Raw genomic sequence first — 21,871 nt, forward strand, 5'->3', positions numbered from 1 at the left:
GAATGGAAAAAGCTATAATTGTAAGGAACATTACTAAAAAGTACAAATTATATAAAAATAATAAGGAGAGAATTCTAGACTTGATTTCTCCTAAAAGCATTGGTGAGGACTTTTACGCACTGTCCAATGTAAGTTTTGAAGCGGAAAAAGGGGATATAATCGGCTTTTTAGGAATAAATGGCTCTGGGAAATCCACTTTATCCAATATTATTGCAGGAATTGTTCCAGAAACGAGTGGCCAAGTAAAGGTTAATGGCCAAGCATCGTTAATTGCAGTATCTTCTGGCCTTAAGGGAGAGCTGACTGGTCGAGATAATATAGAATTAAAATGTCTAATGCTTGGATTTAATAAGAAGGAAATAAGTGAATTAGAACCTAAGATAATCGAATTCTCTGAGTTGGGTAAGTTTATTGATCAGCCTGTCAAGTCTTATTCAAGTGGAATGAAGTCAAGATTGGGTTTTGCCATCTCAGTGAGTATTAATCCGGACATACTAATTATAGATGAGGCGTTGTCTGTCGGGGATAAATCTTTTGCTGAAAAAAGCTTGAACAAGATGAAGGAATTTAAAGAACAAGGTAAAACTATGATTTTTGTAAGCCACTCCCTAGGACAAATGAAAGAATTTTGCGAGAAAATATTATGGCTTGAATATGGAACGGTAAGAGAATTTGGAACAGTAGAAGAGGTCATTCCGAAATATGAAGGATTTTTAAGGGATTTTAAAAAGATGTCAAATAAAGAAAAAGAGGAATATAGAGATAAAGTGATCAAACTTAGAAATAGTAAAAAATAACTTTATTTACAATTATCAGTTGAGATATCAGTATATTATCAGCTGATTTTTTTATTTATTTCTTTTTCGAGATTATGCTTTAGATGTATAGGTAAGTAGTTATTTATCTATATTTAGAGAGTTTCCAGACTGCCTCTATCAATATATTTAAAAGACAAAATCTGCTTTACATTATATGGAACCATCTAAAATAGACAGATTTCTTCTTTTTACCTTCAAATTATGATTTTGTTAATGTATTATATAATAATGTAGATACTAATTGTCTATTACTCGGTCAGAGTAACTATTAAATTGTGGAGATAAAAGTTATATATTTTGTGAATCCTTATTAAATCTAATTAATCTAGACATTGGAGGTTTCAAATGAAAAAGGAATCAATATTGATGTTTGTAGTAACATTAATTACCTTAGTAGCTTTTAATGCTTCTAGTTCAATAGTGAATGCAGATTCTATTGAATATGCTAATACTAGTAAACTAGGACATATGAAAAGTTCTGAGGTGAAAATCTATAGAGAGCTAGCGGACTCCTCAACATCATTTAATACAGGAGAAACCTATTTAAATGAAGTGTTCTATATTAAAAAGCAAGCTAAAATAAATAATGAACTCTACTATTTAATTAGTAAAGAGCCGAGTAGTCAGAATGGAGTAATAGGCTGGGTAAAATCTACTGATATTGAAAGTCGAGACCATGTAACAATTGATAAATCTGAGAAGATTTTATATATCACTGGTACAGGAACAGCCTATAATAAAGCATGGGGTGGATCAAAGAACTCAGTATATGGAAGCTTATTTCCATATAAATCTCGTGAATTTAAGATTCACCTTACAGAACGTGTGGGAAATGAAACATGGTATCGTGGTATCTTAGATGGAAAGACAGTGTTTATTTCCGAAAGCAATTTATCAATGAAGGAAGAAAATGCTACTAGTAAACTAGGGCATTTAAAGAGTTCAGGAGTAAAAATCTATAAGCAATTGGTTGAACCATCAACTTCATTTAACGCAGGAGAAACTTATTTAAATGAAGTATTTTATATTAAAAAGCAAGCAACGATAAATGATGAACTCTACTATTTAATTAGTAAAGAACCCAGTAGTGTGAACGGAGTAATAGGCTGGGTAAAGTCGAGTGATGTAGAAAGTCGAGACCATTCTACGATAGATAGATTAGACAAAGTATTATACATTACTGGTACAGGATTGGCTTACAATAAAGCATGGGGTGGATCCAAGAACACAGTATTTAGCAATTTATCTACATATAAGTTACGAGAATTTAAGGTTCATCTTACGGAACGCGTTGGAAATGAGATATGGTATCGAGGCTACTTAGACGGAAAGGCAGTTTTTATTAAATCAGATTTTCTATCTTTTGGTAAAGAAACAACTATTAGTAAACTTGGCCATATTCGAAATTCAATGGTTAAAATTTTTCAAAGTCTGGGCCCTGAACAAGAATATATTGAGGCTGGTGAAACATATACAAATGCAGTTTACTATATTAAAAAACAATCTGAAGTAAACGGTCAAATATTTTATTTGATTAGTAAGGAACCTAGTAGTACAAACGGAGTAGTGGGTTGGGTAAACTCAAAGGATCTAACAACTTATGATCATGTTACTATTAGTAAAGAATCTAAGTCTTTTTATGTAAAAGGTACGGGTAGTGCCTATAGTAAAGCATGGGGAGGAAGTAAGGATGCAGTATATCCTAATCTTTCCATTTATAAATCACAAGAGTTTAAGGTTATTCTTACCGAAAAAGTAGGAAATAATACATGGTATCGCGGTATATTAGATGGAAATACTGTGTTTATCCACGAAAGTTACTTAACAACAAAAGAAGAAAGTGCAACTAGTAAATTAGGACATTTGAAAGGTTCTGAAGTGAAGATTTATAAAGAGCTAGTAGATACATCAACTGCATTTAATGCAGGTAGCACCTATTTAAACGAGGTTTTCTACATAAAAAAACAAGCAGCAATATATGATGAACTCTATTACTTAATTAGTAGGGAACCGAGTAGTGTGAACGGAGTAATAGGCTGGGTAAAATCTACGGATATAAACAGCCAGGACCATGTAACAATTGATAAGTTGGATAAAACATTACATTTTACAGGAACAGGTTCTGCTTATAATAAGGCATGGGGTGGATCCGAGAACACAGTATATGAAGATTTGTCCCCATATAGGTCGCAGCAATTTAAAATTCACCTTACGGAACTCGTTGGAAATGAGATATGGTATCGAGGATTCTTAAATGGAGAAGCTATATTTATTCATGAAGACTATTTAACAACTAAAGAAGAAAGTGCAACTAGTAAACTAGGAAAATTAAAAAGTTCTGAGGTTAAAATTTATAAAGAGTTAGTAGATCCCACAACAGCATTTAAAGCAGATGAAACCTTACTAAGTGAAGTGTTCTATATTAAAAAGCAAGCAACCATAAATGATGAAGGCTACTACTTAATTAGTAGAGAGCCAAGTAGTGTGAACGGAGTAATAGGCTGGGTAAAGTCTACGGATATAGACAGTCGGGATCATGTAACGATAGATAAGTCGGACAAGATATTGTATATAAAGGGTACAGGCGTTGCATATGATAAAGCATGGGGTGGATCAAAGAATATAGTATATGGAAACTTATCTTCCTATAAATCTCGAGAATTTAAGATTCACCTTACAGAACGTATTGGAAATGAGACGTGGTATCGAGGCTTATTAGATGGAGAATATGTATTTATTCATGAAGACTATTTAACAACAAAAGAAGAAAGTGCAACTAGTAAACTAGGACAATTAAAAAGTTCTGAGGTTAAAATTTATAAAGAGCTAGTAGACCCCACAACATCATTCAATGCAGGCGAAGCTTATTTAAATGAAGTATTCTATATTAAAAAGCAAGCAACAATAAGTGATGAACTCTATTATTTAATTAGTAAAGAACCAAGTAGTGTGAGTGGAGTTATTGGCTGGGTAAAATCAACCGATTTAGAAAGTCGAGACCATACAACAATTGATAAATCAGAGAAAATATTATATATCACGGGTACAGGTACAGCCTATAGTAAAGCATGGGGTGGATCAAAGGACGCGGTATATTCAGATTTATCAATATATCAGTATCAAGAGTTTAGAGTGCTTCTTACAGAACGTGTTGGCATGGAGACATGGTACAGAGGTATCTTAAATGGTAACCCAGTGTTTATTGAATCTAGTAATCTAGTAAATAGTGTAGAGTTTTCTACTAGTAAGTTAAGTCAAATACGTAGTTCAGATGCTAAGATATATACTAGTTTAGATCCAGATTCACCATCATTCACGGCGGGAACGGAATTTACTGACACGGTTTTCTATGTTAAAAAGCAGGCTAAGATAAATGGAATTACTTATTATTTAATTAGTAAGGAACCTAGTAGTATAACTGGATTAGTTGGATGGGTACAAGAAAGTGACCTGAAATCTTATGACCACACAACTATCGATAAGTCAAAAAAAATACTGTATATAAAAGGGACAGGAAGCGCCTATAGTAAAGCATGGGGTGGTTCAAAGGACGCAGTATATTCAGATTTATCAATTTATAAGTCCCAGCAATTCATAATAAATCTTACAGAAAAAGTGGGCAACAACACTTGGTACCGAGGAACTTTAAACGGTAAAGCCGTGTTTATACATGAGAGCTATCTAACTACTAATGAAGAGAGTACAATAAGTAAATTAGGGCATATAAGAAATTCAGGTGTAGTAATCTTCAAGGAGCTTGGTGTTCCTTCTACTTCATTTAGTGCTGGAGCAACTTATACTAATGCTGTTTACTATATAAAGAGACAGGCTAAAATTGGTGATGATCTATTTTATTTGATAAGTACTGAACCAAGTAGTGTTTCTGGTGTTGTTGGTTGGGTGAAATCAAGTGATTTATCTACGTATGACCATACAACAATTAGTAGAGAAGAAAAGGTATTTTTTATAAAGGGAACTGGAAGCGCCTATAGTAAAGCATGGGGTGGTTCAAAAGATTTAGTCTATGAAGATCTTTCCTTGTATAAAGCACAACCCTTTAAGGTTACTTTAACAGAAAAAGTCGGAAATAATACTTGGTACCGAGGTATACTAAGTGGTAAAGCAGTTTTTATACATGAAAGTTATCTAGTTAAGCAAGAAATTAATATGGTTTATACGAATTATGATTTAACGCTTTCACAATTTGCGGATATTCAAATGAAGGCCATACCACAAACTGACAAGAGGTATAAACTTTGGATCCGTGAGGATGCTTTTAAAAGCGTTGGTAGTGGTAAAGGAACTGTCAATGAGTATGTATGGAAACTCAGAAGAGGTCCTGGAACTGATTATGCCGAGGGTGGAAAAGTACAGCCCGGTACGGTTCTAAACTTATATTCAAGTGAAAAAGGATTAGATGGTTATACTTGGTACCATGTTAGTTATACTTCGGGATGGGTATTACCAGATAGAGCTGATCTTGAATATTATATAAATAGTTCAAATTTCACTAATAATACTCAGAGTTCATTGCAATTTATGAAACTATCACAGAGTTCATATGTTGATGTTGCTGAAGTAAATGAGAAGATCCTTAAGAATAAAGGGATACTATCTGGACAAGCTCAGACGTTTGTGAGGGCTGCGGAATTATATGGTGTTAATGAAATTTATTTAATATCTCATGCCCTTTTAGAAACAGGAAATGGTACTTCTAAGTTGGCAACAGGAGTTAATTATAATGGAAAAACTGTTTATAATATGTATGGTATAAATGCTAAGGATTCCTGTCCTTTGGATTGTGGCGCTAAGTATGCTTATGAAGCTGGTTGGTTTACACCAGAGGCTGCTATAATTGGAGGAGCTGAGTTTATTGGAAATTTGTATATTAAAAAAGGACAGGATACATTATATAAAATGCGTTGGAATCCTGACTTTGCTAATACTAATGGTTATGCTTCTCATCAATATGCAACAGATATAGGATGGGCATATAAGCAAACTTCAAGAATGTATGAATTATTGAGTTTACTAAATGGATATAGCTTAACCCTAGAAATTCCTAAATTTAAGTAGCTTATAGAACTATATATGTAAAAAATAAGAAATTAAAAACTGCAATACTACCGGTTGAACTGTAGTATTGCAGTTTTATTTTTCTTCATTAAAGAGAAGCAACTTATTTCTTTATCCAGTCATTATAGTTTATTTCAATCAATTCAACATCACGAGGTATCTTATATAGGTTTTTAAATCTTATTTGTTGTTGAGAAGGGTCCCCCCTCCAAATAAACTGAGAGTATGGAAGTTTTGAAATTTGAATCTGTGTTTCATTATTTTCTAAATTCTGTTTTATGATTTCTAATCGTTCATTAGCCGAAACACGTATTTGGACAAAAGCAAAAATATAAACACTCATAACGATAATAGAAGAAACTATTAACGTCTTACGAATAACTTGTGGCTCTAATTTTATCTTTAAATATGAGCGTATATAGTAAATCAATTCTATTACTATTATTGAGAATAAGATATATTGAGTGAAAAAGTTTCTGGGTCCAAAAGGCTGAGCATATAATAGTGGACCACTTAATATTAATATGGATAATAAATACCATAGAATCTTATTTTTTAGTACAGGAACATCAATATAAATAAACACTGTTAATACTAAGCCTATAAAGAATAAAATAGAGTAAATGGCTTCAAATTCATTTGTATAATTTCCAAAGATATTAACTTGCAGCATGTCAATTACAATAGGTTTATACAGAGAATAAGAAACGAACAAAATTAGCAAAGATGTTTTAAAGGTTTTCTTACTGCTTTTGTTGATTATAATAAGACAAACTATTGATAGTAAAATGTTTAAGAAAGTATTGTTCATAAAAAGTAATCTATACATCTGCTCTGAGTAAACATCAAAAGCATACTTAAACATGTTTGTAGATTCACTTGCAACAGTTATTGTTCTGGCACTATACTCATCATTTCCATTTGCAATCGAAGAATAGGCACTATTTGAAAACATTATAAGTGCGCCAGCTATAGTTGAAATTAGCATTATGAAGTGAAACATAAATATTTTTTTATACTTAATGAATGTATATATCATTACAAGTATAGAACTGGCAACAAAATATAAAGTTATATTTTCTATAAAAAGCTGGGAAATAATTAAAAAAGGTATTGCAAATAAATATATTGACCAATTTCGATAATTAGGAATACAATTTTTTTCTTTAAAGATATCTTTAATTAATATGAAAAAAACTATAACAGCTATGGTAGCTGGTACATAATTAGCAAATCCTGCAGTCCAGGAAATAGTTTGCTGAAAAATGTTAACGGGTATTAATAAGATTAGAATAAAAGCTAGTAAGTAACTATTTTTTGTTCTATTTTCTCCCTGCTTTACCATCAAGAGAATAAGAAGTGTAATCAGTAGAGCTTTGAGCAAGACTCTTAGCCAACCGATTCTAGTTAATAACATTACAAATAAATTACCAGCATATCTCCCGTTGTAGCCATCAAACCAATTATTTAACCATGAAATGGCAGTAGAACTACCCCAAGTCCAATCATCTCCTGATAAAGGGGTCAAGTATGCTATTAAAGCAAAATAGGTAAAAACAACGAAAATGAAAGCCATTGAATATTTATTTTGTTTTATCAAATTTTTCATCATATTTTATAACATGCCTCTCTGTATGTTCCAAATAGAATGTCAATTACTATTTTCCAATTTAGTCGAGCTTCGAATATTTTTATTCGTTAATATCCACTTAGATAAAATAAATGTAAATGGAATAGGTATGATTGATGCTAATAAAGGTGCAAAAAATTCACCCCAATTAAGTAGATCAACAAATATAAACAAAGAAAAAGTAGTAACTGAATAATTCACGATATAAGTTAAAGGGAACTGTAGAAACTTTTTAAGTGTAGGTTTCGTTTTATAAGTAAAATAGCAATTAAGGTAAAATGATCCTACCATACTAATTAAATAACCTAAAGAGTGACTTATAATATATGGACTATTTATAATCACTAAAAAAAATAAATAAATAATATAATAATTAAAAGTATTAATAAAGCCCACTATGACAAAACGAATAAAAGTTTTATATTTATTCAGTAGTAGATATATCTTTTTCAACATCTCTCTTCATCTCGGTTCTAGAGTTATTTTTACTATGTGTCTTTTTAATGTTTGTTTCTTGTACTATAAATTTAGGGCGGTTTTTAACTTCGTAATAAATCCTTCCAATATATTCACCAATTACTCCGGTACAAACTAACTGAATTCCTCCAATTAATAATATTGCAGAAATAGTGGTGAAGTATCCTGGCTGATCAATCCCAAACAACATTATACTAGTAAAAGAATAAATAATATATAGTAAACCAAAGAGTGTTATTATTGATCCGAAATATATAATGGTTCTCAATGGCCTATTATTAAATGATAATATCCCATCTATTCCATAATTAATTAAGCTTTTAAAGTTCCATTTACTTTCTCCTGCAGATCTCTCGATATTTTCATAACTTATAACTTTTTCTTTAAATCCAATCCAGGAGAATAGACCTTTTGAAAATCGATTATATTCTGGAAGAGATAATAGTGCTTCTACTGCCCTAGAACTTAATAAGCGAAAATCACCAATACCATCAATTAGTTCTACATCTACAATTTTATTAATTAAACGATAATATAGTTTTGATATATTTTTACGTATTAACTTTTCTCCAGTTCGATTTCTTTTGGCGATAACTTGATCATATCCCTGCATGTAATAATTTATCATTTCGGGAATTAATTCAGGAGGATGCTGTAAATCAGCATCAATAAAAATAACGGCATCTCCACAGCTGTATTTTAACCCAGCTAGCATTGCTGCCTCTTTTCCGAAGTTTCTACTAAACGATATATATTTAACCTTACCATCTTTATTTGCTACTGTTTCGATAAGAGTTAAGGTATCGTCACGACTTCCATCATTAATAAATATTAGCTCATATTCATAATTTTTATTTTTAGAATCGTTTGAAAGAACTTTTGTTAAATGTGAGTACGTGTCAATCAATGTTTCTTCTTCATTATAGCAAGGTATTAAGATTGATATTAGCATAATTTACGGTCAACTCCACCAACTGATATTAAATGATAATCTTAAGTAGTAATTTTATCATAGAAAGTAATTATTAAGAAGAATTTTCAGGGATATTTTGTAATTCTTAAATAAATAGTTTTGAAAAAGATAAAATTAGACTTAGAGTATTTCAAGTTTATTATATAACTAATTATGTTTCTAAACCTTTGAAAATTTAATTTAATTGACAAACTTTCTCATAAAACATGTTCATCGCTTTGTTTTGATATGCTTTATAGTCAAATTGATTGTTCATTTGATTATTGTTTTTCAAATACGCGTTCATCCCTTCAACTAACCCGAAAACTGAGTTTTCTACGGTCATACCGAAACCACTATCCTCAATGATACTTCTAGGTCCTGGAATGTCGGTTGAAATAACTGGCAAACCTAAAATTAACGCTTCTAGCAGCACAATTCCCTGTCCTTCATAATTAGACGATAGTATAAAGCAGTCACAATGGTCTAATAATGGATACGGGTTTTCTAAATGTCCGGTAAAGATGATTTTATCTTCAATGTTTAATTCCTGAACTAACTGTATTAAATCTTTTTTCAAGGATCCATCTCCTACTATATATAATCTTACGTGATTATGGACAGCTGATACCTGAGTAAAAGCTTTAATTAGTTTTTGATGATCCTTTTCAGGACTGAGCCTACCAATAGTAATGAAATTAACATGTTTGTTATCAGGAAATGGAAAGCCTTCTTGAATATCTCCTCGATAACTTGTAGATTCCGTTTTTTCCTTATTTTCAAATTGAACATTATTATTTCGAAGTGAGAAGATCCTCTTATAATCAATTGGATTAATGACATAATCCATCTTTGATTTGTGATTAACATATTTTTCTAGATTCTTTAAATTTTTATTATGAGTTAATTCAGATACGGACAATACTTTATCGAATTGATTATATAAGGAGAAAATAACTCCCAGATTTCGTTTATGAGGATATTTATTATTTATTTTTTTATTCACTTCCCTTTCCATATCGGAATGGAGGTAGATACATTTCTTTTTAAATTTTCCATATGCGAAAAAAGAAGACCAGAATGGATTATACCCTCCAAAGTCAATCCCTATATCGAATTTTGAGAGTCCTACTATTCGACTATATTCTCTTTCATAGATATGAACAGGAGCATACTTTTTATTTCCAGTGTAAAGAAATAATGTGTGTCGGAATATATCAAGTAAGGATGCATTCCAAGTCCCTCCACGAAAAATATGGTGTACATTTTTATTCACTTTCTCCATATTTGCCCATTTAATTTTATTTTTATTAGTACCGTGGTCGATTAGGGTTATATCATATTTATCATAATCAATTGAATTTAATAAGCTTATAATAGAGGAAGTAATTCCATTATTTAGGAATCCTCCTCCATAAATTAATAACTTTTTCTTGTTTGTTTCAGCTTTATAAGTATTTTCAGTTGGTCTTTGAAAAAAAACAGTATCCACAAATCGAGTAGTGGCTTGACCATCGTCATGATAACAATACCTTTTTAAAAAGGTATCATATTCACTTCTGTAAATACTTTTTACTTGTTCTATATCATTAATACAATTAATAACTTCCTCAATGTCTTGACACAAAGGCCCAGGAAGATTTTGCATAGGAATGTATAAGCCACGATCTCTTTCGTATTCTTTCAAATCATCTGTATAAAAAATTACTGGTCTCTCCGTAGGTAGAAATTCAAAAAATATACTGGAGTAATCTGTAATGAGAATATCAACAATACTTAATAGTTCGTTACTATCCATCGAATTAGGGACTGAAGTGAATGTATTTCCCTGTTCATATAAATGATTACTTTCAAAGTAATGAGACTTCAACAATAATATATAATCATTACTAATATGTTGGTGAACTTTTTCAATATTTTTTTTCAATGTTAAACTTTGGTCTTCTTCATCTCCGACTTTACCTCTCCATGTTGGGGCATAAAGAATAACCTTTTTATGCGAGGGGATATTTAGTTCCCTTTTAATCTTATTCTTATCTGCCTTATATAATAAATCGACTCGGGGATAGCCAGTGTCAAGCACCGTACCACCATAAATATTATTTATATCAAAAGCATTAAGCAGTTTTTCAGCAGTGAAACTGTTGGGAGTTACGAGGAAATCTGAATATAAAAAGTTTCGCTGAATATTTTGGTGATCTACAACTCCTCTTTGCTTTATATCCAACCCTAATGTTTTCAGTGGCGTTCCATGCCAAGTGTTTACATAAATTTGTCCATCTCTTTTTTGAAAATAACTAGGGAATGATGTGTCATTAATAAGGTATTTTCCAATGGCAAGGTACTTCACGTATTCTACACTTTGATATAATACAAAGGTTACATTTGGTAGATTTCTAACGTGACTTGGGATAACTGTGTCTTTTCGTACTGCCCAAATATGTTGAAAGTTTTTAAATCTTGAATCATCTATTAAATAAGAAAATATAGCATAGGGATTACCAGTAATATTTCTTCCGTGATAAGCTTCATAAAAAATAATATGGTCGTTAATAGGAAACTCTTCCCAGGTCTTTGTGTATATAGATCTTAATCGGATATTCCTTTGTTTTAAATGATTTAAAAGGGGATTTAGTAAAAAACGAATATTGTATGGAATAATTTTTTGTATAATTTTTCTTATTGTCATAGTTTCCTCCAAGAATCAATTATAATTTTAATTGTAAGTATTAACATAAAAAATAGACCTCTTAGGTTAGGTACGAGTGAGGTCTATTCCTTACTAGAGAATACCCCATTTGGTGGGGTATAATTAGTTGCTAACAGAAGAAACAGGATATCTGCAATCTGTTATATGACATCTAACACTGTTACAACTTTATTATATCACGAAAATTCAGTTGGCAAACCCAAATATATTCTTAACTAGGATCATTATTTCGGTCATGAGTGGTGTCCATGATAAATAAAAGAAAGGTAAAGGAATATTTTAATTAGATTTTAAAATTGAAATTTAATATGAGCCCACCTTAACCGCAATATTAGAATAACTCGTACAATAAAATATAAGCTTCCTAGATTCATACTTGTGAACAAATTCTCTATTCATCAGTTGTCTAACATTCACCTTCATATAATCGTTGTACCGAATGAAAATGGAATAATTTGCAGGTACTAGATCATTTAACTGATCTAAGGGAAACGTTATTATACCTTTACCATTTTCTTGGATTGATACAGGTAATACAAATTCATTATAAGCATTTTTTAAATCCCGAATTATTACGTCATTTATGTTATGAATGTGATCACCATATAACTCTACATATAGAAGGCAATGACTGCCTTTGCAGAAATAATCTGAAAAAGTGACATATAATGGTAAGGGAATATATTTATATTTTTCTTCTAGAAAAGGTACGACATGATATGGCTTATTATTCTTAAGGATAACTTGTTTTACCTTTTCTGCTTGATCCCAGTTCAGAAGTCTCGTAACCGTACTATACCTTCCTTCTCGAATAAGATTAAAAATAATCTTATGAATGGGCTGTATAAAATTCTCAGACAAATTATAGTTGAAGGTCTTAGTAGTCCTCAATATTTGCTTGAACTTCATATAGTAGAATAGCTTTAATTTCGTTTGTTGAAAATGTGGTGTAGTAAAAAGTCCCCTTAATAAGTCAAATTCATAAATTCGATTTATAATCATTTTTTCTAGTTCTAAATGATATTTTTGATTTAAAATATAACGAGCGACTTGAAGGTTATAATTAGTCTTCTGTAATATATTCGTTTGATTCGTTAAGCGAGTCTCCTTTGTTTCATTTAAGCGATTAACGTAATAAATTGGTTTCGTTGTTGTAGAGATTGTTTCACATTTTGCCAATACATCCATGAAAAACTGTTTATCTTCTGCAAATTTCATTTCCGGAAACTGAATTTGTTTCTCTTTTATGAAACTTGTTCGGATCATTCTAGCCGTGGGACCAAGATGGTTAAAAATATGTGGGATGGAAATAGGAGATACACTTCTTCTTTCCTTACAACATTGGTGCTCACCGATAATTCTGGTACCAGTGTTTTCCACCTTAATGGTTCTGCCTACAGCATAGGAGTCTCCTGTTTCCTCCAAAATTTCATATAATACCTGTAAGCCTCTTGGGTCCAGCCAATCATCGGCATCTAAAAAGGTGATATAAGGGGAACTTGCTAATTCGATACCAATATTACGAGGGAGTCCAGGTGATCCAGAATTACAGTCCAATGTCACTACAGTTATATTTTGATATTTCCTTTGATAGTCTAGTAAAATCTCTTTCGATTGATCGGAGGAACAGTCATCTATCAGTATGTACTCTATGTGGTGAAATCCGATTGATTGGTTAATAACAGACTCTATCGACTTAATTAAAAATTTTTCACCATTATAGACAGGGGTAATTACTGTAACCAAGTACTCCATCTTTGGGTCAGGTACCCGTTTATGGATTTCATAAGATGGTCTTTTTTTAGGATGACGGAAATTCATAAATAACATATTATCCAACAAATTATATTTCTTAATCATTCTTATCATTATTTTATAAAACTCCTTGTTTGGATTGGAATTTATCTCTAGTATGAACTAGATACTTGCCGAATATTCGGAGGGGGTGTTTGTACCTCTTCGATTTAGGTTAAAAATTTAGAGTCTACTCTGTAGAGAGGGAAATTATTCCAATAAACCTAGGGGAGAACCGAGAAAAAAGAATAAATTACTACACATGTGTATGAGTTTTTTTCTATTGCATTTCATATTGGAGAATTTCTTGAACGACAAAATAATCTAGAAAATAAACTGAATTGCAGAGTTGTTTATCCGAAGTATTATAATATCTATTTAGTTATGGTTTTGAATCACTTCTATCAGTAATGGAATAGTAAGTATTTAATAAATCCTCTTCAAGATTATTTGGTGTTTATTTAGTTTCAAGTTGGTTGTGGTAAATTACAAATTCTGTCTGTTATTTTTTATGTCATATTTCGTGAAATCGTGGAAAAGCAGCGTCAGTATAATAAGGATGCCTTGAAGAGCATTAGAAGATATTAACGGTATAGGTAGGGGATAAGCAGTTTTGAATAAAATAGGCTCTACAGAGGGTTCGCTCTGTGGAGCCTATTTGTATTAATATCTATTAAACTCTAAAGTGGTTGTGAACAGAGGAATAGGTTCCCTACAATTTAAAGTGTCGCACTAATTCATTCAATTCCTCTGCTAATTTTGAAAGTTGCTCAGAACTTTCTGCTACCTCTATCATAATACTGCTTGTCTGTTGGGATGATGCAGAAGTTTGTTCCACGCCAGCAGCAGACTCTTCGGAAATGGATGCAATTTCTTCGATGGAGCTATGCATTTCTTGCGTACTAGCTTCAATATCAGACAAATTCTCTGTTATCTTTGTTATGTTATTTGCCATTTCTGTTACAGATTCACTAATCATATTAAAAGTTCTACCAGTAGAGTCAATTTTGCTTGTTCCTTGTTTAACTTCTTGATAGCCATTCTGCAATGACTCGGCAACAACACTAGATTCATTTTGTATATTCGTTACTATATCCGTTATATCAGTCACTGAAACGGATACCTGTTCTGCAAGTTTCCTAACTTCATCTGCTACTACGGCAAATCCTTTACCATGTTCTCCAGCCCGTGCAGCTTCAATCGCAGCATTCAATGCAAGCAGATTTGTTTGTTCCGCAACATCTTTAATTACTGTTACAAGATTAGAGATTTGTTGGGACTGTTTGTCCAGCCCTTGTACCTTATGAACAGCATCTTGTACAATTTGGTCAATTTTATTCATTTGTAAAGTGGACTCTTTCATTAGTTGTGAGCCTTCATTAGTCATCGTTAAGACTTCTTTAGAACTGTCTTCAACTCGACTACCATTCTCATTTGCTTCTTGTACTTTGATTGCAAATGTACTCATAGATGATGCTAAATCACTTGCACTATTTGCCTGAGTTTCTGTTCCCGATGCTAGCTCTTGCATTGTCACCGCTACTTGCTCAGATCCAGCCTTTACCTCATTAGCTGATTGGGTTAACTCTTCACTATGACTTGTTAAGGTCTCTGAAGACTTAGAAACATTTTCCATTACCTTCTTCAAGCTAGATTGCAATTGATTTGTAGCATTCCCTAATTGACCGATCTCATCTTTAGTTTTAATCTGTAACTCTTCTTGAGTCAGGTCACCACTTGAAAGGACCATCATGTGCTCGGAGACCTTTTTGATAGGTTTGGAAATATTATTGGCAAATAACCAAACAACAATTATACCAACAAGTAATGCAATTCCTTCCACAATCAAAATTACTTTTAATAAATCATTTGCAGGTTTATTGAAATCCATCATGTAGGTTCCCGCTACAACAGTCCAGCCCCAATTTGAATCCTTTTGGGAATAGGAGACTTTTGGTTTAATTTGATTTTCATTTCCAGGTAGAGGCCAGTCAAAATAGGTCAATCCCCCACCGTTTTGTGCTTGTTTTATAATTTCCTGGGTGGACTTGATACCATTCGGATCCTCTGAATCCCAGCTATTTTGACCCTCTAATTTAGGATGAGCAATCTGGTTGCCTTCATCATCCAGAATAAAAATATAGCCATTTTCTCCTAAATCAATATTCGTATTGATTGGCCGAGTCCCATCTGCCTGTTTTTCTCCCAATACTAATATCTTCACACGTTCCTGGGCTTCATCTAATGACAATTTACCCATTTCCACCTCTGCATTCAAGGCTTCTATCATTCCAATAGTCATTTCAACACTGTTTTTTAAGTTTGTTGCGCCAAGATCATTTAAACTGTTTTCACTTTTTTGATAACTAAATATACCTAATACTGCTAATGGTGTTAATAATAGCATTACTGAAACAAGAATCAATTTCGATTTAATAGAATTAAAATTGATTTTCAAGTTCTTCATTTTGCACCTACTTGTCAATTTTTTTATGTATATAGTTGGAAAGGACTCTATCTAAGGCATCGTATATCTGACCAACTAGGTCTATATTACTATAAACCAAGATAATTATACAGAGTTTTACAAAATTTAACAAGATGAAAATGAAACAAGTTCTTCTCTATTTGGTAAAGGGTGAAATCTGTCGAGAGTCAGCGTTCCTACTTGAAAAATGATGTGAAGGAGTTTATAATACAAATGTACAGTATATTGTATTTTGTTCTTAGTGAGAAGGTTAGGATTCCTGTGGTGGCCATTGATTTCCCTTATGTAAACGCTTATAATAAGTGTACAAAAAATAGTATTTTGAGTTGAGGTATCGATGACAATGTGGGAAAAGTTATATTCTAAAAACGGGCTAACAGCTAAAAATATTGCAAAGGAATTGTTAGATGTTGAGATTGGGGAAAAGATTCCAAGAGTAGCCGATTATAGTGAAAAATTATCGATTGGTAGAGGAACAGTTCAAATAGCCCTTGGATTATTAGAAGAGTTAAAGGCGATTAGATTAGAAGCGCGGGGGCATCTAGGTACGTTTTTAATTGATAAGGATATTGAGCTATTACAAGAAATTGCTGGTATATCGCCATTAATTGGAACGATGCCACTTCCATACTCAAGAAAATATGAAGGGTTAGCAACTGGTATGGTTGAGGCTTTTGAAAATGCTGGTAAAAAGATAAATTTATCGTATATGCGTGGTGGATTAAACCGGATTGAAGCAGTTAGAACAAAGCGCAGTGACTTTGCAATTGTATCGAAATTAACAGCAAATAATAGCCTAGAGAAATATCCCGGTTTACAGGTGATGAAGCGATTAGGGGCGAATAGTTATGTTTCAGCACATAAAGTTTTCCTAGCTGATTCGGAGGAAGACAGTATACGCAATGGCATGAGAATTGGTGTCGATATGGATTCACCTGACCAGAAGGAATTGACCTTCAGTGAGTTTAAGGGGATGGATGTCGAATATGTCTATATCAATTATATGCAGCTTTTTGACATGCTACAGACTAAGCAAATAGATGCAGCTGTATGGAGTATGGATGATAAGCGGTTGAAGCAAATGTTTACGTTTGTTGACTTTAAATCAGAGGAAGCAAGAAAAACCTCAAAGGACACATCTGAAGCAGTTATTGTTATTGATGGCGCTAGAAAAGAAGAAATAGTAGATAAATGGGGAACTGTTGCAAATGAGGATATCCTCTCCATTCAAAATCAAGTAGAAGAAGGTACGAAAATACCTAGATATTAAAAAAATTCTTTGCCAAGTAATCTAGTAATCTATTAGATTGCTACTTAACGTTTCAACTGAAAAGGAAAAGAGTGAGAGATATGTTACTAGAGGGAATAACGTATATGCATGAGCATACGACAATAGATCTTTCTGAAGTAAAGCGCAATGAGGATTGTCAGCTTGATGTTTATGAAGAGACCGTCAAAGAATATAAGAAATTGTATTCGAAGGGCGTACGTAATATTGTGGATGTAACGAATTTTGGTATGGGTAGAAACATCCCATTTGTTCAAAGGGTTGCTGAGGAGAGTGGCATTAATATTATTCATGCTACTGGATTTTATCAGGAAAAATTTTATCCAATTCAGGTTTTCAGAGAAACGAAGGAAGAACTAGCAGAGCGCATGATTCGTGAAATACAGGAAGGAATTAAGGGGACAGATGTAAAAGCACAAATTATTGGTGAAATTGGTACCAGCCACAATGCATGGACTGAGGCAGAACGTAAGGTTTTCGAAGCAGTAGTAATTGCTCACAAGGAAACCAATAAGCCAATAACAACGCATACTTCCTTAGGTACATTAGGACATGAGCAAGTTGCCTTTTTCAAGGAAAATGGGGTTGATTTAAATCGAGTAATAATTGGGCATGTTGATTTAACAGGGGATGCTGATTATATCATTCATATGCTTCGAGAAGGAGCCTATGTAGAATTTGATACGATTGGAAAAGAAAATTACATGCCAGATCAAGTTCGTGCCGATATTTTGAAACAAATTCAGGAGCTTGGCTACATCGATAAAGTAGTACTATCTATGGATATTACGAGAAAGTCACACCTAGAGTACAAAGGTGGTCTAGGTTATTCCTATTTATTAGACACCTTTATTCCAATCCTCGAAAGAACTGGTATTACCGATGAATCAATTGAAAAGCTATTAATGAGGAACCCAATCACATTTTTTGCAGGTTAACTGGCTGAAAGACCCTTAACGAGAAGAATTTAAAAGAAATCGAGAAATCGCAAGTGGGACTTTGGCAGCAAGTAAACGCTAGATTCGTTTACTAACATTCAGTGGGGAGGAAGGGAAACCCTATTGAATGAGGTTTCACTTTATGAAAGGTAGGTGGCAGGATGGAAACAACACCATTAGAAAGTATTTCTTTGGAGCAGGCACAGGCGAAACAATTTGCACTAGTCGATGTCATTACGAGACATTTTCAAGGCAATGAAATTTTGTCACTTGGTGACCTAGGTGTCGTCAAAGGATTAAATAAACCAACCTATACGAAGAAAGTAGAGGAGGTTCTTGCTGAATTTTTTGGTGCGGAAAAAGCAAAATTAGTTCGTGGTGCAGGAACTGGTGCACTACGATTCGGATTTATGAGCATTTTAAAACCGGGTGAAAAAATACTAGTGCATGAAGCACCAATTTATCCAACTAGTAAAACGACAATAGAATCGATGGGAATTGGTGCGGTTTATGCTGATTTCCATAAGAAAGATGCGATTGAAAAGGTAATCCTTGAAAATCCCGAACTAAAAGGCGTGTTAATTCAATATACCCGTCAAAAGATAGATGATCATTATGATATGGGAAAGACCATCGAATACATTAAATCGTTAAACCCTTCCTTACCAATCATTACGGATGACAATTATGCAGCAATGAAGGTCGAAAAAGTTGGAGTACAGCATGGAGCAGATTTATCTACATTTTCATTGTTTAAGTTATTAGGTCCTGAGGGTATTGGATTAATCATAGGGAAAGCAGCTCTAGTAGATAAAATCGAGAAATTTAACTACTCGGGAGGAAGCCAGGTCCAAGGCCATGAGGCAATGGAAGCATTACGAGGCTTGATTTATGCACCAGTCATGCTGGCAACGCAAGCACAGGTAAATGATCAATTAGTAAACAGACTAAATCAAGGTGAAGTGCCTGGGGTGAAGAAAGCATTTTTAGCCAATGCACAATCAAAGGTATTATTGGTCGAGCTTGAAGAGCCAATAGCCGAGTGTGTACTGGAGCATGCGATGGAGCTTGGTGCAGCGCCAAACCCGATTGGAGCAGAATCGAAGTATGAATTTGTTCCGATGTTCTACCGAGTCTCGGGAACATTTTTAGCAGCAGATCCGTCCCTTGCAAAGAAAATGATCCGAATTAATCCATTACGAAGTGGTCCCGATACCATTATCCGAATTCTAGCAGACAGCATACATCAAGCAAAGAAATAGTCGAAGCATAGAGGAGAGGGACATGATGAGTAGAAGAGTAATCATATTAATATTAGATAGCTTGGGTGTCGGATATATGGAGGACGCAAAGGACTATCATCCACAGGACATTGGCGCCAATACTTTCTATCATATAATAGATAAAGTTCCAACCATAAAGATTCCTACCTTCGAAAAGCTGGGAATCAATAAGATTATTAATCATCCAACATTACAAACTATCGACAATCCGAGTGCTAGCTATGGATGTTTAAATTTAATGCATAACGGTGCGGATAGCTTTGAGGGACATAATGAAATCATGGGTACCAAGCCGAAGAAAACCTATATGGCTCCATTTAGTGACAATATTGATGAGGTAAAGGATTCATTAGAGAACAGAGGCTATAACGTTAAAATTCCAAATGAAGATTTACCATATTTACTAGTGAATGACCTAGTCATTGTCGCAGATAATATTGAAACAGATTATGGACAAATTTATAATGTTAGCGCTCCTTTAGATTATATTCCATTTGATGAGGTTCTTAAAATTGGTCAGGCTGTCCGTGAAACAGTTAAGGTCAATCGGGTCATTGCCCTTGGTGGAGAAAATGTTACACCAGAGCATTTACAGGAATCGGTTGAGAGGCGCGAGGATGGTCTAGTTGGTGTAAACTCACCGAAGTCAAATGTATATAAACGGGGATATCAAGTGCGACATTTAGGATTTGGTATAACACCAGATTATCAATTACCAACCTTAGCTAAGAAAGCAGGATTGGAAGTGTCACTTATCGGGAAGATGCAGGATGTCATTTTTTGTGAAGGAGCTCGAAAGTTCCCTGGTGTCGATACGGAACAAGTAATGAAAGATATCATTAGTGAGATGGACCATGTGGAACACGGTGTAATAGCAGCTACGGTTCAGGAAACAGACCTAGCAGGCCATGCACAAAATCCTGAACGTTATGCAAACCGAATTGAGCTAGTGGATCAGTATATACCTGCACTGCTTGAAAAGATGACCGATGAAGATTTACTAATTATGAGCGCAGATCATGGTAATGATCCAACAATCGGACATAATCAGCATACAAGAGAAAAAACGTATTTACTTGCTTATCAAAATACGGCTAGGTCAGTAGCCATCGGAGAAAGAGATACACTCTCTGATATTGCTGCGACTGGCGCGGATTATTTAGGACTAGATAGAACGGAAAATGGCACGTCATTTCTTCCTTTACTTGAGAAGAAATAGAAAGGAGAGAGACTATGTTTTTACAGGCAACCATGAAACACAATAGAAAATTGATAGATGCAGCAATTGAACTACACCAAGAAGGACTAATCTCACCAAACACCTATGTGCTAGATGTGGATACCGTTCGAAAAAATGCCGAAGCTTTAGCTAGAGAAGCCAAAAAACAGAATATTGAACTGTTATTTATGACCAAACAAATCGGTCGTAATGAACTCATTTCGAAAGCGATTGTGGAAGCAGGTATTGAGAAAGCAGTAGCAGTCGACCCATGGGAAGCGTTGACATTACATCGACAAGGAATAAAAATTGGCCATGTAGGTCATCTCGTGCAGATTCCGAAGTATATGATCCGTACAATACTAGAAGTTAATCCTGATTATGTTACAGTATTCAGCTATGAAAATGCAAAAAACATAAGTGAAATTGCATTAGAAATTGGCAAGAAGCAAAAAATTTTTCTACGTATAGCGGAGTCAGGTGACTTTCTATATGATGGTCAAAAAGGTGGCTTTACACTAAAGCAGCTATATGAAGACATCGATAAGCTGACCAAGCTATCAGGGGTCGAAATTGCAGGATTAACAAGTTTTCCTTGCTTACTAATTGAGGACAGTCAAGCTAAGACAACTCCAAATGTATTATCAATGCAAAAGGCCAAAGCATTTTTAGAGGAAAAAGGGTTTAAGGACCTTGAAATGAATATGCCAAGTGCGACTTCAACTGCCACTATGAAGCTACTAAGGGAAAGTGGTGCAACACAAGGTGAGCCTGGGCATGCATTGACTGGAACTACTCCTCTACATGTGTCAGGTGAGTTTCCAGAAAAACCTGCAATGGTGTATGTGTCAGAGGTTTCCCATCTATATGAAAAAAAGGCGTATGTATTTGGTGGTGGATTTTATCCAAGGTCACGTATGGAGAGGGCACTGGTTGCCCCGGATAAAAATACTATCAAAAGTGTTGATGTAATTGAAAATGATCCCGCGAATATTGACTATTATGGCACATTAGATACAACAGATGTATCCATTGGTGATACGGTTATTTATGCATTTCGCACGCAAATTTTCGTTACGAATGCCCATCTTGCTGTTGTAGGTAGCCTCGAGTCAAGTCCAGAGCTACTAGGAATATATGATTCTACTGGAAATAAGGTTCGTTAAAATTTACAGTGTGGGGACAGGAATCGGCATTC

General features: G+C 33.7%; 13 protein-coding genes. 7 read left to right on the forward strand and 6 right to left on the reverse strand.

All coding sequences use genetic code 11. The annotated features are described in order from the left end of the window. Positions 1–2: 2 nt before the first annotated feature. Together tagH and HNR27_RS01255 are read left to right on the forward strand one after the other, a co-directional pair. Positions 3–797 (forward strand): teichoic acids export ABC transporter ATP-binding subunit TagH, encoded by a 795-nt coding sequence (gene tagH, locus HNR27_RS01250; RefSeq protein WP_429338477.1) that lies wholly within the window; start codon positions 3–5, stop codon positions 795–797. A 366-nt stretch (positions 798–1,163) separates the two neighbouring features. Continuing rightward, positions 1,164–5,894 carry a GW dipeptide domain-containing protein gene (locus HNR27_RS01255; RefSeq protein ID WP_429338478.1) on the forward strand — a complete coding sequence of 1,577 codons (4,731 nt, stop codon included), beginning with the start codon at positions 1,164–1,166 and terminating at the stop codon, positions 5,892–5,894. A gap of 103 nt (positions 5,895–5,997) precedes the next feature. Here HNR27_RS01255 and HNR27_RS01260 read toward each other — a convergent pair whose 3' ends face one another. The 6 genes from HNR27_RS01260 to HNR27_RS01285 all read right to left on the reverse strand — a co-directional run bounded on the left by HNR27_RS01260 (position 5,998) and on the right by HNR27_RS01285 (position 15,924). After that, the gene (locus tag HNR27_RS01260) at positions 5,998–7,506 is read right to left on the reverse strand and encodes a DUF6056 family protein (RefSeq protein WP_429338479.1); all 1,509 of its coding nucleotides are present in this window, start codon (positions 7,504–7,506) and stop codon (positions 5,998–6,000) included. 39 nt (positions 7,507–7,545) lie between these two features. Beyond that, positions 7,546–7,980 carry a GtrA family protein gene (locus tag HNR27_RS01265; RefSeq protein ID WP_429338480.1) on the reverse strand — a complete coding sequence of 145 codons (435 nt, stop codon included), beginning with the start codon at positions 7,978–7,980 and terminating at the stop codon, positions 7,546–7,548. Then, positions 7,949–8,953, reverse strand: a complete 1,005-nt coding sequence (locus HNR27_RS01270) for a glycosyltransferase family 2 protein (protein WP_429338481.1) — start codon at positions 8,951–8,953, stop codon at positions 7,949–7,951. The genes HNR27_RS01265 and HNR27_RS01270 overlap by 32 nt, the downstream gene beginning before the upstream one ends. A 196-nt stretch (positions 8,954–9,149) precedes the next feature. Continuing rightward, positions 9,150–11,642 (reverse strand): CDP-glycerol glycerophosphotransferase family protein, encoded by a 2,493-nt coding sequence (locus HNR27_RS01275; protein ID WP_429338482.1) that lies wholly within the window; start codon positions 11,640–11,642, stop codon positions 9,150–9,152. A gap of 324 nt (positions 11,643–11,966) precedes the next feature. Then, positions 11,967–13,532: a glycosyltransferase family 2 protein gene (locus HNR27_RS01280; protein ID WP_429338483.1), complete on the reverse strand. Its 1,566-nt coding sequence runs from the start codon at positions 13,530–13,532 to the stop codon at positions 11,967–11,969. A 637-nt stretch (positions 13,533–14,169) separates the two neighbouring features. After that, positions 14,170–15,924, reverse strand: coding sequence for a methyl-accepting chemotaxis protein (locus HNR27_RS01285; protein WP_212920440.1), 1,755 nt, complete (start codon positions 15,922–15,924; stop codon positions 14,170–14,172). 358 nt (positions 15,925–16,282) lie between these two features. On the opposite strand from HNR27_RS01285, the gene yhfZ reads away from it, so the two are divergent. The 5 genes from yhfZ (at position 16,283) to HNR27_RS01310 (ending at position 21,839) form a co-directional block, all read left to right on the forward strand. Further along, on the forward strand, positions 16,283–17,215 hold the full coding sequence (gene yhfZ / locus HNR27_RS01290; RefSeq protein ID WP_429338484.1) for a GntR family transcriptional regulator YhfZ: 933 nt from the start codon (positions 16,283–16,285) through the stop codon (positions 17,213–17,215). 80 nt (positions 17,216–17,295) lie between these two features. Then, on the forward strand, positions 17,296–18,171 hold the full coding sequence (locus HNR27_RS01295; RefSeq protein ID WP_429338825.1) for a phosphotriesterase family protein: 876 nt from the start codon (positions 17,296–17,298) through the stop codon (positions 18,169–18,171). 161 nt (positions 18,172–18,332) lie between these two features. After that, positions 18,333–19,433 (forward strand): aminotransferase class V-fold PLP-dependent enzyme, encoded by a 1,101-nt coding sequence (locus HNR27_RS01300; protein WP_429338485.1) that lies wholly within the window; start codon positions 18,333–18,335, stop codon positions 19,431–19,433. A 25-nt stretch (positions 19,434–19,458) separates the two neighbouring features. Further along, the gene (locus tag HNR27_RS01305; RefSeq protein WP_429338486.1) at positions 19,459–20,673 is read left to right on the forward strand and encodes a phosphopentomutase; all 1,215 of its coding nucleotides are present in this window, start codon (positions 19,459–19,461) and stop codon (positions 20,671–20,673) included. Between the two features lie 14 nt (positions 20,674–20,687). Next, positions 20,688–21,839: a YhfX family PLP-dependent enzyme gene (locus HNR27_RS01310; RefSeq protein WP_429338487.1), complete on the forward strand. Its 1,152-nt coding sequence runs from the start codon at positions 20,688–20,690 to the stop codon at positions 21,837–21,839. Positions 21,840–21,871: the final 32 nt, after the last annotated feature.

It is taken from the genome of Ornithinibacillus bavariensis, from assembly GCF_050433565.1.
In the GTDB taxonomy this organism is placed as follows: Bacteria; Bacillota; Bacilli; order Bacillales; family Amphibacillaceae; genus Ornithinibacillus; species Ornithinibacillus bavariensis.

Excerpts from the sequence above, each read along its gene's own strand:
- HNR27_RS01255 (WP_429338478.1), top strand. The coding sequence starts at position 1,164 with ATGAAAAAGGAATCAATATTGATGTTTGTAGTAACATTAATTACCTTA.
- HNR27_RS01305 (WP_429338486.1), top strand. The coding sequence starts at position 19,459 with ATGAGTAGAAGAGTAATCATATTAATATTAGATAGCTTGGGTGTCGGA.
- tagH (WP_429338477.1), top strand. The coding sequence starts at position 3 with ATGGAAAAAGCTATAATTGTAAGGAACATTACTAAAAAGTACAAATTA.
- HNR27_RS01285 (WP_212920440.1), bottom strand. The coding sequence starts at position 15,924 with ATGAAGAACTTGAAAATCAATTTTAATTCTATTAAATCGAAATTGATT.
- HNR27_RS01275 (WP_429338482.1), bottom strand. The coding sequence starts at position 11,642 with ATGACAATAAGAAAAATTATACAAAAAATTATTCCATACAATATTCGT.
- HNR27_RS01265 (WP_429338480.1), bottom strand. The coding sequence starts at position 7,980 with ATGTTGAAAAAGATATATCTACTACTGAATAAATATAAAACTTTTATT.
- HNR27_RS01280 (WP_429338483.1), bottom strand. The coding sequence starts at position 13,532 with ATGATAAGAATGATTAAGAAATATAATTTGTTGGATAATATGTTATTT.
- HNR27_RS01260 (WP_429338479.1), bottom strand. The coding sequence starts at position 7,506 with ATGATGAAAAATTTGATAAAACAAAATAAATATTCAATGGCTTTCATT.
- HNR27_RS01300 (WP_429338485.1), top strand. The coding sequence starts at position 18,333 with ATGGAAACAACACCATTAGAAAGTATTTCTTTGGAGCAGGCACAGGCG.
- HNR27_RS01270 (WP_429338481.1), bottom strand. The coding sequence starts at position 8,953 with ATGCTAATATCAATCTTAATACCTTGCTATAATGAAGAAGAAACATTG.
- HNR27_RS01295 (WP_429338825.1), top strand. The coding sequence starts at position 17,296 with ATGTTACTAGAGGGAATAACGTATATGCATGAGCATACGACAATAGAT.
- yhfZ (WP_429338484.1), top strand. The coding sequence starts at position 16,283 with ATGACAATGTGGGAAAAGTTATATTCTAAAAACGGGCTAACAGCTAAA.
- HNR27_RS01310 (WP_429338487.1), top strand. The coding sequence starts at position 20,688 with ATGTTTTTACAGGCAACCATGAAACACAATAGAAAATTGATAGATGCA.